This window comes from [Clostridium] clostridioforme AGR2157, assembly GCF_000424325.1.
GTDB classification, from domain to species: domain Bacteria; phylum Bacillota; class Clostridia; order Lachnospirales; family Lachnospiraceae; genus Enterocloster; species Enterocloster clostridioformis_A.
Genome location: NZ_AUJR01000027.1, coordinates 65,327 through 78,107, shown reverse-complemented (window position 1 = coordinate 78,107; position 12,781 = coordinate 65,327). Strand labels below are relative to the sequence as shown.

At 48.5% G+C, this 12,781-nt stretch carries 13 protein-coding genes; 12 read left to right on the top strand and 1 reads right to left on the bottom strand.

Features of this window, described 5'->3' with window-relative positions; all coding sequences use genetic code 11:
* A partial coding sequence (locus G614_RS0112555; protein ID WP_027642224.1) for a UPF0236 family transposase-like protein occupies positions 1 to 627 on the top strand: 627 nt, incomplete at its 5' end.
* 217 nt (positions 628 to 844) lie between these two features.
* On the opposite strand, the gene G614_RS33360 is transcribed toward G614_RS0112555, so the two are convergent.
* Positions 845 to 970: a putative holin-like toxin gene (locus G614_RS33360; protein ID WP_278245990.1), complete on the bottom strand. Its 126-nt coding sequence runs from the start codon at positions 968 to 970 to the stop codon at positions 845 to 847.
* Between the two features lie 579 nt (positions 971 to 1,549).
* On the opposite strand from G614_RS33360, the gene G614_RS0112545 reads away from it, so the two are divergent.
* The 11 genes from G614_RS0112545 to G614_RS0112495 all read left to right on the top strand — a co-directional run bounded on the left by G614_RS0112545 (position 1,550) and on the right by G614_RS0112495 (position 12,765).
* Entirely contained in the window at positions 1,550 to 1,864 is a 315-nt protein-coding gene (locus G614_RS0112545; RefSeq protein ID WP_002578441.1) for a YdcP family protein, read from the top strand.
* A 21-nt stretch (positions 1,865 to 1,885) separates the two neighbouring features.
* Entirely contained in the window at positions 1,886 to 2,263 is a 378-nt protein-coding gene (locus G614_RS0112540) for a YdcP family protein (RefSeq protein ID WP_027642223.1), read from the top strand.
* A gap of 35 nt (positions 2,264 to 2,298) precedes the next feature.
* Positions 2,299 to 3,696 (top strand): FtsK/SpoIIIE domain-containing protein, encoded by a 1,398-nt coding sequence (locus G614_RS0112535; RefSeq protein WP_027642222.1) that lies wholly within the window; start codon positions 2,299 to 2,301, stop codon positions 3,694 to 3,696.
* Between the two features lie 152 nt (positions 3,697 to 3,848).
* Positions 3,849 to 5,072 (top strand): MobT family relaxase, encoded by a 1,224-nt coding sequence (mobT, locus tag G614_RS0112530; protein ID WP_027642221.1) that lies wholly within the window; start codon positions 3,849 to 3,851, stop codon positions 5,070 to 5,072.
* 51 nt (positions 5,073 to 5,123) lie between these two features.
* Positions 5,124 to 5,345, top strand: a complete 222-nt coding sequence (locus G614_RS0112525; protein ID WP_002570387.1) for a hypothetical protein — start codon at positions 5,124 to 5,126, stop codon at positions 5,343 to 5,345.
* Between the two features lie 127 nt (positions 5,346 to 5,472).
* Entirely contained in the window at positions 5,473 to 5,967 is a 495-nt protein-coding gene (locus G614_RS0112520) for an antirestriction protein ArdA (RefSeq protein ID WP_009009566.1), read from the top strand.
* Positions 5,968 to 5,992: 25 nt separating this feature from the next.
* Positions 5,993 to 6,481, top strand: a complete 489-nt coding sequence (locus tag G614_RS0112515; protein WP_044917697.1) for an antirestriction protein ArdA — start codon at positions 5,993 to 5,995, stop codon at positions 6,479 to 6,481.
* A gap of 90 nt (positions 6,482 to 6,571) precedes the next feature.
* Positions 6,572 to 6,964 carry a conjugal transfer protein gene (locus G614_RS0112510; protein WP_005427021.1) on the top strand — a complete coding sequence of 131 codons (393 nt, stop codon included), beginning with the start codon at positions 6,572 to 6,574 and terminating at the stop codon, positions 6,962 to 6,964.
* Positions 6,948 to 9,398 carry an ATP-binding protein gene (locus G614_RS0112505; protein WP_027642218.1) on the top strand — a complete coding sequence of 817 codons (2,451 nt, stop codon included), beginning with the start codon at positions 6,948 to 6,950 and terminating at the stop codon, positions 9,396 to 9,398. Before G614_RS0112510 ends, G614_RS0112505 begins: the two co-directional genes overlap by 17 nt.
* Positions 9,398 to 11,764: a CD3337/EF1877 family mobilome membrane protein gene (locus G614_RS0112500; protein WP_027642217.1), complete on the top strand. Its 2,367-nt coding sequence runs from the start codon at positions 9,398 to 9,400 to the stop codon at positions 11,762 to 11,764. Before G614_RS0112505 ends, G614_RS0112500 begins: the two co-directional genes overlap by 1 nt.
* Entirely contained in the window at positions 11,761 to 12,765 is a 1,005-nt protein-coding gene (locus G614_RS0112495; RefSeq protein ID WP_027642216.1) for a lysozyme family protein, read from the top strand. Before G614_RS0112500 ends, G614_RS0112495 begins: the two co-directional genes overlap by 4 nt.
* Positions 12,766 to 12,781 lie beyond the last annotated feature (16 nt).

The window sequence follows — 12,781 nt, the reverse complement described above, 5'->3', positions numbered from 1 at the left end:
ATGGAAAAGTATATCCAGAGATCGGTGGTTCACCTATTGGATAGTGCGGCAGAGGTAAAGAATGATATCTATGAAGCAATCTATCAAAAAGAGCGCAGCCGTGTGAAAAAGCTGTTCCGCCAGATTATCGATGTAACGGAGAAAGAGAGTAAATGCCGTGAGGTGGAGGAAAGCCTGAACTATCTGATGAACAACTGGAAAGGGATAATAATCCATGCAGAAGAGGCAGGTGCCGTGTGGGGCTGCCATGCAGAGGGTCAGGTGAGCCATGTCCTGTCAAGCCGGATGAGCAGCCATCCGATGGGCTGGAGCCGGAAAGGAGCGGATCAGATGTCCAGGCTGAGGGCATATCGGATTTCTCCTCAGGGAGCCATGACAAAGCCATGGCTCCCATCATCAGACGGATGGCTCCCGATAACGGATTGGGTGGCTTTATTTTATGAGATTGGGTGGCTCTGCCACCTCAGAATATTCATAAGTACTACACACAGGATGAGAAAGAAAGAAGTCAAGGGCTGCGCAGCAGTTCATGAACCCTTGAGTTCTTTCTTTCCCATCCGTAAAATACAGAAGCAATGGATGGATAAAAAAACCAGTAGAGTAAAGGTAGGGAACCTGGTAAAATAGGGGAAGCAAATCGAAACCAATCACAAGGGTGATTTCTGACCTTTCGTTTCCGAAAGTAAATTGACGCTGCCCGAAATTTCTTTAATACTTGCAAAATCCAGGGGCATAGTATATAATGAACATAGAAAGAGCACCCACTCCAAAAGCGGATGCTCCCGAATAGGCTATTTACCTCTCTGTGAGAGGCGCCTCTCCTGTGGATCAGACAGGAGGGGCATTATTTTTTTCGCTTGTTATTCCTATCTCTGTCGAGAAAGGCAAGCAACGCAACAATCAAGCTGCCGAAAGACATCAGCAAAGCTAATATCCCAATGAAAATCGAAACGATCTCATAAGCCGTCATGAGCGCCACCTCCCTTCCTATGTATTCCGGCAAGCCGGTTTCATTGGCTCGGGAGGCTACCACCCTGTCATGGGTACTCTTCCATGAAGGCATTATAACAGAGTTTTGCAGAATTGGCAACCAGGCTATCAAGCCCCCTGGCTCTATACTGGCTCTGAAAAATAATGTCATAATAATGTCACGGCGCAAAGAAAAAGCCCGGAAACCCGCATAAACACTGGCTTTCCGGACTTTAGAGCGTTACTCGAACTCCAGACAGACAGTATGCCATATAAGTGAAAATCATTGATTTTAAGGCATTTTCAGGAACTATCAACCACTAAAATCTATATGAAAAAAATAAAAAATGCAATAAAAATGCAATCGAAGTACATTCAGATTTATAAGATAGACCAGCAAGACCTCAATATCTTTCCTTTATAGACGTTCAAAACTGAGCGTCTATTTTTTTACCCTAAAACCAGAAAGGATGTGATACCACGAAGAAATCACCACTGCCGGAGCGTTCCCCTCCGCTTCCAGACCAGCACCCGAAACCAACCATCAAACACAACATTCAGAAAGGACAGGTACATCTATATGGAATTAAAATTCGTTATTCCCAACATGGAAAAGACATTCGGTAACTTGGAATTTGCCGGAGAAGACAAAACAGAACAAAGAAGAATCAATGGACGCATGGCGGTACTCTCCCGCAGCTTCAACCTGTATTCAGACGTACAGAGGGCGGATGATATTGTAGTTATCCTCCCTGCCGAAGCCGGAGAAAAACATTTTGACTTTGAGGAACGTGTAAAGCTCGTCAATCCCCGTATCACCGCAGAGGGCTATAAAATCGGCACAAGGGGCTTTACCAACTATATTTTGCACGCTGACGATATGGTAAAAGCATAAGGAAAAGGAGGACATCAGACTATGAGATTAGCAAACGGAATCGTGATTGACAAGGAAACAACATTTGGGGCATTGAAATTTTCTGCCCTCCGCCGTGAGGTTCACCTCCAGAATGAAGACGGCTCGGTATCAGAAGAAATCAAGGAGCGTACCTATGACTTAAAATCCAGAGGACAGGGGCGTATGATTCAGGTTTCCATCCCTGCCAGCGTGCCGTTAAAGGAGTTCGATTATAACGCAGAGGTGGAACTTATCAATCCTGTGGCAGATACTGTGGCAACGGCTACCTTTCAAGGGGCAGAGGTGGACTGGTACATCAAGGCGGATGATATTGTCCTGAAAAAAGGGGCTGCCATGAATCCACAGCCGCCGAAGAAAGACGCTCCCCCTGTAAAATAACAGGAACATAAAAAAGCGAAAGGAGGATTGTTCCAATGAAGCAGCTTTTCCCCCGTGGAAAACGTATCCATCCCACGGATAAAGACCTTGTATTCCATACTGCCCTTGCCGCCCTGTTCCCTGTCTTCCTGCTGGTTTTCCTGCTGTTTCATATCCGGCAGATTGCCGGAACCAACTGGCAGGAAGTGTCCCTCTCCCAGATAGTACAGGATGTAAATATCCCTTACCTGTTATTCAGCATGGGCGTGGCAGGGCTGGTGTGCCTTACAGCCGTTCTTCTGTTCTGGCGATACCGCAGGGATGAAGTAAAGCAGCTCATCCACCGCCAAAAGCTGGCAAGGATGGTGTTGGAAAACAAGTGGTATGAATCAGAGCAGAGAAAGGAGGACGCTTTTTTCAAGGACTTGTCTTCCAGCCGTTCCAAAGAAACCATCACTTACTTTCCCAAAATCTACTACCGGATGAAACAGGGCTTGCTCCATATCCGTGTGGAAATCACCTTGGGGAAATATCAGGAGCAGCTCTTAAACTTGGAGAAAAAGCTGGAAAGCGGCTTGTACTGTGAGCTAACGGATAAGGAATTAAAGGATTCCTATGTGGAGTACACCCTGCTCTATGATACCATTGCCAACCGTATTTCCATTGAGGACGTACAGGCAAAGGACGGCAGGCTCCGGCTCATGGAAAATGTCTGGTGGGAGTATGACAAGCTCCCCCATATGCTCATTGCCGGAGGAACCGGCGGCGGAAAGACCTACTTCATCCTGACGCTTATTGAAGCCCTTCTCCGCACCAACGCTGTCCTGTTCGTGTTAGACCCGAAGAACGCCGACCTTGCGGACTTACAGGCGGTTATGCCGGATGTGTACTACAAAAAGGAAGATATGCTCACCTGCATTGACCGTTTCTATGAAGAAATGATGAAACGCAGTGAAGACATGAAGCTCATGGAAAATTATCGGACAGGGGAAAATTACGCTTACTTGGGGCTTCCTGCAAATTTCCTTATCTTTGATGAATATGTGGCATTTATGGAAATGCTCGGCACAAAGGAAAACGCCGCCGTCCTTAACAAGTTAAAACAAATCGTTATGCTTGGGCGGCAGGCTGGCTTTTTCCTGATTCTCGCCTGCCAGCGTCCAGACGCAAAGTATCTGGGGGACGGAATCCGTGACCAGTTCAATTTCCGTGTGGCTCTGGGGCGGATGTCGGAAATGGGCTATGGAATGATGTTTGGGGAAACCACAAAGGACTTCTTCCTAAAGCAGATAAAGGGGCGTGGCTATGTGGATGTGGGAACCAGCGTTATCTCGGAGTTTTACACGCCCCTTGTACCAAAAGGACACGATTTCCTCAAAGAAATAAAAAAGCTCACAGACAGCAGGCAGGGAGTGCAGGCGGCGTGCGAAGCGAAAGCCGCAGAAACGGACTGACCTGCTGTGGCTGGTGTGCCGTAAGGCACGCCAGCAGGAACCCCTCGTATCTAACAGAGGGGTACAAATCGACAGGCAACAACCAAACAACAGGGCAGAATCCCACAGTACACAAGGGATTTTCCCCATATCCGGCGTATGTCAACAAGGCTCTGAAAGTTGACATACGCTTTTTTAGACAGGAGGGATTTTCACTGAATGAAGAAACATGGGTACGGGACATCAAAAAGAAACGGGAACTGTACGGTATTTCACAACAAAAACTTGCCCTAGCTGCTGGAATTACCCGTCCGTACCTGAGTGATATTGAAACGGGCAAGGCTCATCCATCCGAAGCATTACAGGAAACCATCACGGAAGCTCTGGAACGCTTCAATCCAGACAATCCCCTTGAAATGCTCTTTGACTATGTGAGGATTCGCTTTCCCACTACGGATGTGAAGCATATCGTGGAAGACGTGCTGCGGCTAAAACTCCCCTACTTTATCCATGAAGACTACGGCTTCTATTCTTACACAGAACATTACTATCTGGGTGATATTTTCGTTCTGGTATCGCCGGAACTGGAAAAAGGGGTGCTGCTGGAACTGAAAGGGCGTGGCTGCCGCCAGTTTGAAAGCTATCTTCTGGCACAGGAACGGAGCTGGTATGAATTTTTTATGGATGTTCTCATGGAGGACGGCGTGATGAAGCGGCTTGACCTTGCCATCAATGATAAAACGGGAATCCTGAACATTCCCCATCTGACAGAGAAGTGCCGGAATGAGGAATGTATCTCGGTCTTCCGCAGCTTCAAAAGCTACCGCAGCGGTGAACTGGTACGGCGTGAGGAAAAAGAATGTATGGGGAACACCCTGTATATCGGCTCCCTCCAAAGTGAGGTGTACTTCTGCATTTACGAAAAGGACTATGAGCAGTACAAAAAGCACGATATTCCCATTGAAGACGCAGAGGTAAAGAACCGCTTTGAAATCCGGCTGAAAAATGAGCGTGCCTTTTACGCCATCCGTGACCTGTTAGAACATGACAATCCAGAACGGACAGCCTTTCAAATCATCAACCGCTATGTCCGGTTCGTGGACAGGGACAATGCAAAGCCCCGTTCTGACTGGCGTATCAATGAGGAATGGGCGTGGTTTATAGGGGAACACAGGGGAAGTCTGAAACTGACAACCAAACCGGAACCCTATTCCTTTGAACGCACCCTGCACTGGCTCTCCCATCAGGTAGCACCCACGTTAAAGCTGGCTCTCCGTCTGGATAAGATGAACCACACCCAGATTGTCCATGACATCATCACCCATGCAAAGCTGACGGAGAAGCACGAAAAAATCCTGAAGCAGCAAGCCGCCGCTGCAAAGGAGGTGGTGCTTTAACGGCGGCAATCTTGAAACATAAGGAATCTTACAGGAAAGAAAGGAGCTTTTATGAATTTCGGACAGAATCTTTACAACTGGTTTTTATCCAACGCCCAGTCCCTTGTGCTGCTGGCAATCGTGGTGATTGGACTGTACCTCGGATTTAAGAGGGAATTTTCCAAACTTATCGGTTTTCTGGTGGTGTCCCTTGTAGCGGTCGGTCTGGTCTTCAATGCGGACGGTGTAAAGGACATCTTACTGGAACTGTTCAATAAGATTATCGGTGCATAGGAAACCCTTGTTACACTTCCGTTATGGAGCAAGCTCTGATTGCTTCATGGCGGAAGTCCACTAGGGGCTTGGGGAGCGTAACTCCCCAAAAACCTGACAGAGAAAGGACGTGATACTGATTGAGGAAATGAAAATCTACATCCTGAACACCACAAGGTTTTACCATGAAGATTTTGAGGAATATCCTGGGGCATGGTTTTCCTGTCCTGTGGATTTTGAAGAAATCAGGGAACGTCTTGGAGTTCAGAGTGAGGAAGAAATCGAAATTGAAGACTATGAGCTGCCGTTTCCATTGGAGGGCAACACAAGGCTCTGGGAAATCAACGCCCTTTGCCGGATGATACAGGAAATGCAGGGAACGCCCCTCTATTATGAAATGGATGTGGTACAAAAGCGGTGGTTTCCCAGCTTTACGGAATTTATCGACCACAAAGACCAAATACGCTGCTATCCGGTGCAGGACGGAGAATCCCTCGCCCGTTATCTGGTGCAGGAGGTACAGCTATTTGGAGAAGTACATCCAGACCTGTTGAACCATATCGACTACGCTTCCATTGGTCGGGAACTGGAAACCAGCGAAAACTACCTGTTTACGGACAATGGTATCTTTTATTATCGCTAAAAGGAGGTGGAGGAACTTGGAAGAAATGCGGATTTACATTGCCAACTTAGGCAAATACAATGAGGGCGAACTGCTAGGGGCATGGTTCACGCCGCCTGTGGACTTTGAAGAAGTCAAAGAACGTATCGGTTTGAATGATGAATATGAGGAATACGCCATCCATGATTATGAGCTTCCCTTTGAGATTGACGAATATACCCCCATTGAGGAAGTCAACCGCCTGTGTGAAATAGTGGAGGACTTACCGGAGTACATTCAGGAGGAACTATCAGAGCTGCAATCCTACTTTGGCAGTATCGAAGAACTCTGTGAGCATGAAGACGATATTATCTGCCATTCCGGCTGTGACGATATGGCGGATGTGGCTCGCTACTATCTGGAAGAAAGCGGACAGCTTGGGGAACTTCCGGCACACTTACAAAACTATATCGACTACACCGCCTATGGGCGTGATATGGAATTGGAGGGAACCTTTATTGTCACGAACCACGGCGTATATGAAATCATACGATAGACCCGCCTGTATCTCTTTTTGGAAGTACAGGCGGCTTTTTTATTTCAGGGGCGGCTTTTGCTGCCCCATCTTTTAGAAAGGACAGACAATATGAAGAAAATACGAAGCTATACCAGTATCTGGTCGGTGGAAAAGGTACTCTATTCCATCAATGATTTTAAGCTGCCATTCCCCATCACGTTCACACAGATGGCGTGGTTCGTGGTATCTGTGTTTGCAGTTATGCTCTTGGGGAACCTCCCTCCCCTTTCGTTCATTGACGGGGCATTTTTGAAATATTTCGGCGTACCCTTTGCCCTCACTTGGTTCATGTGCCAGAAGACCTTTGACGGGAAGAAGCCTTACGGCTTCCTGAAATCCGTACTGGCATATCTGGTACGCCCGAAACTAACGTATGCAGGAAAGCCCGTGAAGCTGGAAAAGGAATATCCGGCACAACCCATCACGGCAGTAAGGAGTGATATTTATGGCATATCCGATTAAGTATATCGAAAATAACCTTGTGTTCAACCATGACGGGGAGTGCTTCGCTTACTATGAGCTGCTTCCCTACAATTATTCCTTTTTAAGTCCCGAACAGAAATATCAGGTACACGATTCATTCCGGCAGCTTATCGCCCAGAACAGGGACGGAAAGATTCACGCCCTGCAAATCAGTACTGAATCCAGCATACGGGCGGCACAGGAACGCTCCAAACAGGAAGTGACGGGCAAGTTAAAGGACGTTGCCTGTGCAAAGATTGACGCACAGACCGAAGCCCTGATTTCCATGATAGGGGAAAATCAGGTGGACTACCGCTTTTTTATCGGCTTCAAGCTGCTTGTTAATGAGCAGGAAGTCACCATGAAACAGTTTCGCAGGGAAGCAAAGACCGCCGTTTCCGACTTCCTCCATGAAGTCAACCACAAGCTCATGGGGGATTTTGTTTCCATGAGCAATGAAGAAATCTGGCGGTTTCAGAAGATGGAAAAACTGCTGGAAAGTAAAATCTCACGCCGCTTTAAAGTCCGACGGCTGGATAAGGACGATTTTGGCTATCTGATTGAGCATTTATACGGGCAGACCGGAACCGCCTACGAAGATTATGAGTATTACCTGCCGAAGAAGCGGTTTCAGGAGGAAACGCTGGTGAAATACTATGACCTCATCAAACCCACCCGTTGTCTGATAGAGGAAAACCAGCGGTATCTGAAAATCGAACAGGAAGACGGGACGGTCTATGCCGCCTACTTTACTATCAACAGCATTGTGGGGGAACTGGACTTCCCATCCTCGGAAATCTTTTACTATCAGCAGCAGCAATTTACCTTTCCCATTGATACCTCTATGAATGTGGAGATTGTCACAAACCGGAAAGCCCTCTCTACGGTGCGGAACAAGAAAAAAGAGCTGAAAGATTTGGACAACCACGCATGGCAGAATGACAGCGAAACCAGCACAAACGTGGTGGACGCTTTAGACAGCGTGAATGAGCTGGAATCCACCTTAGACCAGAGCAAGGAATCCATGTATAAGCTGTCCTATGTGGTGCGTGTGACGGCTCCCGACTTGGAAGAACTGAAACGCCGCTGCAATGAGGTGAAAGATTTTTATGACGATTTGAACGTGAAGCTGGTTCGCCCCTTTGGGGATATGCTGGGGCTGCATGGGGAATTTCTCCCTGCCAGCAAACGGTATCTGAACGATTACATCCAGTATGTCACCAGTGATTTCCTTGCTGGTCTTGGCTTCGGGGCAACCCAGATGTTGGGGGAAACGGAGGGAATTTATATCGGGTACAGCCTTGATACGGGAAGAAACGTGTACTTAAAACCTGCCCTTGCCAGTCAAGGAGTAAAAGGCTCCGTCACCAACGCCCTTGCTGCCGCTTTTGTCGGCTCCCTCGGCGGTGGAAAATCATTCAGTAACAACATGATTGTCTATTATTCCGTATTGTTTGGGGCACAGGCTCTCATTGTTGACCCGAAAGCGGAACGGGGACGCTGGAAAGAAACCCTGCCGGAAATCGCCCATGAAATCAATATCGTAAACCTGACTTCGGAGGAACAGAACAGGGGCTTACTTGACCCGTATGTGATTATGGAGAACCCAAAGGATTCCGAATCACTGGCAATCGACATCCTGACCTTTTTAACCGGCATTTCCAGCCGTGACGGGGAAAAGTTCCCTGTTCTTCGGAAAGCTATTCGTGCAGTAACAAACAGTGAAGAACGGGGGCTTTTCAAAGTGATTGAGGAACTACGGGCGGAGGGAACCACCATCAGCACCAGCATAGCCGACCATATCGAATCCTTTACGGACTATGACTTTGCACACCTGCTCTTTTCGGATGGGGATGTCACACAGTCCATCAGCCTTGAAAAGCAGCTCAATATCATTCAGGTAGCGGATTTGGTGCTGCCGGATAAGGAAACCTCATTTGAAGAATACACCACAATGGAGCTGCTTTCCGTGGCAATGCTCATTGTAATCAGCACCTTTGCCCTCGACTTCATCCACACCGACCGCAGCGTGTTTAAGATTGTGGATTTGGACGAAGCATGGAGCTTCTTACAGGTGGCACAGGGCAAGACCCTCTCTATGAAGCTGGTTCGTGCCGGACGTGCCATGAACGCAGGCGTTTACTTTGTCACTCAGAACACGGATGATTTGCTGGATGAAAAGCTGAAAAACAATCTGGGCTTGAAATTTGCGTTCCGTTCCACAGACATCAACGAAATCAAGAAGACCCTCGCCTTTTTCGGGGTGGATTCCGAAGATGAAAACAACCAGAAGCGGCTCCGTGACTTGGAAAACGGACAGTGCCTCATCAGTGATTTGTACGGGCGTGTGGGCGTGATACAGTTCCATCCTATCTTTGAAGACCTGTTCCATGCCTTTGATACCAGACCGCCCGTAAGAAAAGAGGTGGAATGATGGTGATACATAGAACTTCCAACCGACACCAATCCCCAGTTCCCTATCACACAAAAAAGGGCTTGTCTTGTAAGATGGCAGGAAAAGTGATTGGCAGGGTGCTTCTAGCACTCCTGCTCCTCCTCCTGCTACTTGCAGTCTTTGGCACAGCCGCCCACGCTGCCGGACTGGTGGATGATACGGTGGACGCTGCCAACGAATACAGCAAATACCCTCTGGACAACTACCAGCTTGATTTTTATGTGGACAGCGGATGGGACTGGCTCCCGTGGAACTGGCTGGACGGTATCGGAAAACAGGTGATGTACGGGCTGTATGCCATCACAAATTTTATCTGGACAATCAGCCTGTATCTTTCCAACGCCACGGGGTATCTGATTCAGGAAGCCTACTCGCTGGACTTCATTTCCTCTACGGCGGATTCCATTGGGAAAAATATGCAGACCCTTGCAGGCGTTACCACAGGCGGCTTGTCCTCGGAGGGATTTTATATCGGGTTTCTGCTGATTCTCATTCTGGTGGTGGGGATTTACGTTGCCTACACAGGGCTTATCAAACGGGAAACCACAAAAGCCATCCATGCCGTTGTCAATTTCGTGGTGGTGTTCGTGCTGTCCGCTGCCTTTATCGCTTATGCTCCTGATTATATCGGGAAAATCAATGAATTTTCCGCAGACATCAGCAATGCCAGCCTGACCCTTGGTACAAAGATTGTGCTGCCTAACTCGGAAAGTCAGGGAAAAGACAGCGTGGATTTGATACGGGACTGCCTGTTTTCCATTCAGGTCAAGCAACCGTGGCTCCTGTTGCAATATGGCAATTCAGATATGGAAAGCATTGGAGCAGACCGTGTGGAAAACCTGCTTTCAACCAGTCCAGACGAAAACAACGGACAGGACAGAGAAGAAATCGTGGTGGAGGAAATCGAAGACAGGGAAAACACGAACCTTACCATCACAAAGACCATCAATCGTTTGGGAACCGTCTTCTTCCTGTTCATGTTCAATATCGGTATCTCCGTTTTTGTATTCCTGCTCACGGGGATAATGATTTTCTCACAGGTGCTTTTTATCATCTACGCCATGTTCCTGCCTGTGAGCTTCCTCCTTAGCATGGTTCCCTCTTTTGAAGGGATGTCCAAACGTGCCATTACGAAACTGTTCAACACTATCCTTACCAGAGCCGGAATCACCCTGATTATCACGGTAGCGTTCAGTATTTCCACCATGCTCTACAACCTGTCTGGGGAATATCCGTTCTTCCTGACGGCGTTCTTGCAGATAGTGACTTTTGCCGGAATTTATTTCAAGCTAGGAGATTTGATGGGGATGTTCTCCTTACAGAGTGGGGATTCCCAAAGCATGGGGAGCCGTATCATGCGAAGACCCCGTATGCTCATGCACGCCCATATGCACCGTTTACAGCATAAGTTAGGACGTTCTGTGGCGGCTTTTGGAACTGGAACGGCTGCATACCACGCAGGAAAACAGGCTGGCTCAGACCATAGAAATGCTTCCCACTTCGGCTCTTCCAAACGCACACAGGCAGACCACAGCAGACCAGACGGACAGGCAGCACCGGAAAAGGAATCCGTATGGAAACGGGCTGGCTCTGCGGTAGGTACGGTGGCAGATACCAAAGATAAGATAAGTGATACTGCCGGACAGCTTCGGGAGCAGGCAAAGGATTTGCCCGTCAATGCAAAGTACGCCCTTTACCACGGGAAAACACAGGTATCAGAGGGAGTACGGGATTTTACTTCCAGCGTGACCCAGACCCGAACTGCCAGAGCCGAACAGCGAAACGCACAGGCAGAAAGCCGCAGACAGACCATTGCAGAACGCAGGGCGGAACTGGAACAGGCAAAACAGCCGCAACAGAAAGCTTCCGAAGCACCCAAAGGGGCAGCTCCTGTCCATGAACGCCCTGTTACTGCAAAGCAGCCAGAAGATTTCCGACATCATGCAGGAAAACCAGCCATGCAGCCTGCTTCCCTATCCATCAGGGAACGGGGACAGGTTCCTTATGGGGAAACTGTGGCAGAACAGGCTTCGGTTCCGGTGGTAAAAGCTGCTTCCATCCACCATGAACAAACGCCGTCTGTAAGGACAGAACGCCAGATAGTCCCATCTGCTTCCCTATCCCAGCCAAATGAAAGACAAAAGACGGCTCCCACTATCACACAGGCTGCTCCCCGTCCAGCAAGACCTTTCCAAAACGATACGGCTCCTGTGATGCCGGAAAGAAAACGGGCTGCCCCTGCGTTAAAAGAATCAAACTTTACCATCCGGCGTATCACCGCCAGAAAGGAGTGGACAAAAACGGTAAAAGCGGCTGCCAAACAAAAGAAAGGGGAGAAACCATGAAATTAAGACACCTTTTCTTTGCCTGTTCCGGCGTGTTCGTGATGATGTTCTCCCTGCTCCTTTTGGTGGTGATTGTCTTCTCGGATGAGGAAGACGGAGGAAGCGGCGGAAATCTTATCTATGGGGGCGTGAGCGTATCACAGGAAGTCCTCGCTCATAAACCTATGCTGGAAAAGTATGCAAGGGAATATGGCATAGAGGAATACTTAAATGTGCTGCTCGCCATCATTCAGGTGGAGTCCGGCGGCACGCTGGAAGACGTTATGCAGTCCTCGGAATCTCTGGGGCTTCCCCCAAACTCTCTTAGCACAGAGGAATCCATCAAACAAGGCTGCAAATATTTCTCGGAACTGCTCGCAGCGGCAGAAACAAAGGGCTGTGACTTAAACAGTGTGATTCAGTCCTACAACTACGGCGGCGGCTTCCTAGACTATGTGGCAGGGCGTGGAAAAAAATACACTTTTGAACTGGCAGAGAGCTTCGCAAGGGACAAATCCGGCGGAAAGAAAGTCACCTACACCAACCCTATTGCGGTAGAGAAAAACGGAGGCTGGCGGTATTCCTACGGAAATATGTTCTATGTCCTCTTGGTATCGCAATACCTGACCGTGGCACAGTTTGATGATGAAACGGTGCAGGCTATCATGGAGGAAGCCTTAAAGTATGAGGGATGGACGTATGTGTACGGGGGTGATTCTCCCTCCACTTCCTTTGACTGTTCGGGACTGGTGCAGTGGTGCTATGGCAAGGCAGGAATCGCCCTGCCACGGACAGCACAGGAACAGTACAATGTAACGCAGCACATCCCCCTGTCCGAAGCAAAAGCAGGGGATTTGGTCTTTTTCCACTCTACCTACAACGCCGGAACCTACATCACCCATGTGGGACTGTATGTGGGAAATAACCGGATGTACCATGCCGGAAATCCCATTGGTTATGCAGACCTGACAGGCTCCTACTGGCAACAGCACCTTGCCGGAGCCGGACGAATCAAAAAATAAGAAAGGATGAACCGAT

What these genes read in the sequence shown, in the direction of transcription:
- G614_RS0112520 (WP_009009566.1), top strand. Translation starts at nt 5,473, where the DNA reads ATGAAAATCTACATCCTGAACACCACAAGGTTTTACCATGAAGATTTT.
- G614_RS0112510 (WP_005427021.1), top strand. Translation starts at nt 6,572, where the DNA reads ATGAAGAAAATACGAAGCTATACCAGTATCTGGTCGGTGGAAAAGGTA.
- G614_RS0112505 (WP_027642218.1), top strand. Translation starts at nt 6,948, where the DNA reads ATGGCATATCCGATTAAGTATATCGAAAATAACCTTGTGTTCAACCAT.
- G614_RS0112535 (WP_027642222.1), top strand. Translation starts at nt 2,299, where the DNA reads ATGAAGCAGCTTTTCCCCCGTGGAAAACGTATCCATCCCACGGATAAA.
- G614_RS0112540 (WP_027642223.1), top strand. Translation starts at nt 1,886, where the DNA reads ATGAGATTAGCAAACGGAATCGTGATTGACAAGGAAACAACATTTGGG.
- G614_RS0112545 (WP_002578441.1), top strand. Translation starts at nt 1,550, where the DNA reads ATGGAATTAAAATTCGTTATTCCCAACATGGAAAAGACATTCGGTAAC.
- G614_RS0112495 (WP_027642216.1), top strand. Translation starts at nt 11,761, where the DNA reads ATGAAATTAAGACACCTTTTCTTTGCCTGTTCCGGCGTGTTCGTGATG.
- G614_RS33360 (WP_278245990.1), bottom strand. Translation starts at nt 970, where the DNA reads ATGACGGCTTATGAGATCGTTTCGATTTTCATTGGGATATTAGCTTTG.
- G614_RS0112525 (WP_002570387.1), top strand. Translation starts at nt 5,124, where the DNA reads ATGAATTTCGGACAGAATCTTTACAACTGGTTTTTATCCAACGCCCAG.
- G614_RS0112500 (WP_027642217.1), top strand. Translation starts at nt 9,398, where the DNA reads ATGGTGATACATAGAACTTCCAACCGACACCAATCCCCAGTTCCCTAT.
- G614_RS0112515 (WP_044917697.1), top strand. Translation starts at nt 5,993, where the DNA reads ATGCGGATTTACATTGCCAACTTAGGCAAATACAATGAGGGCGAACTG.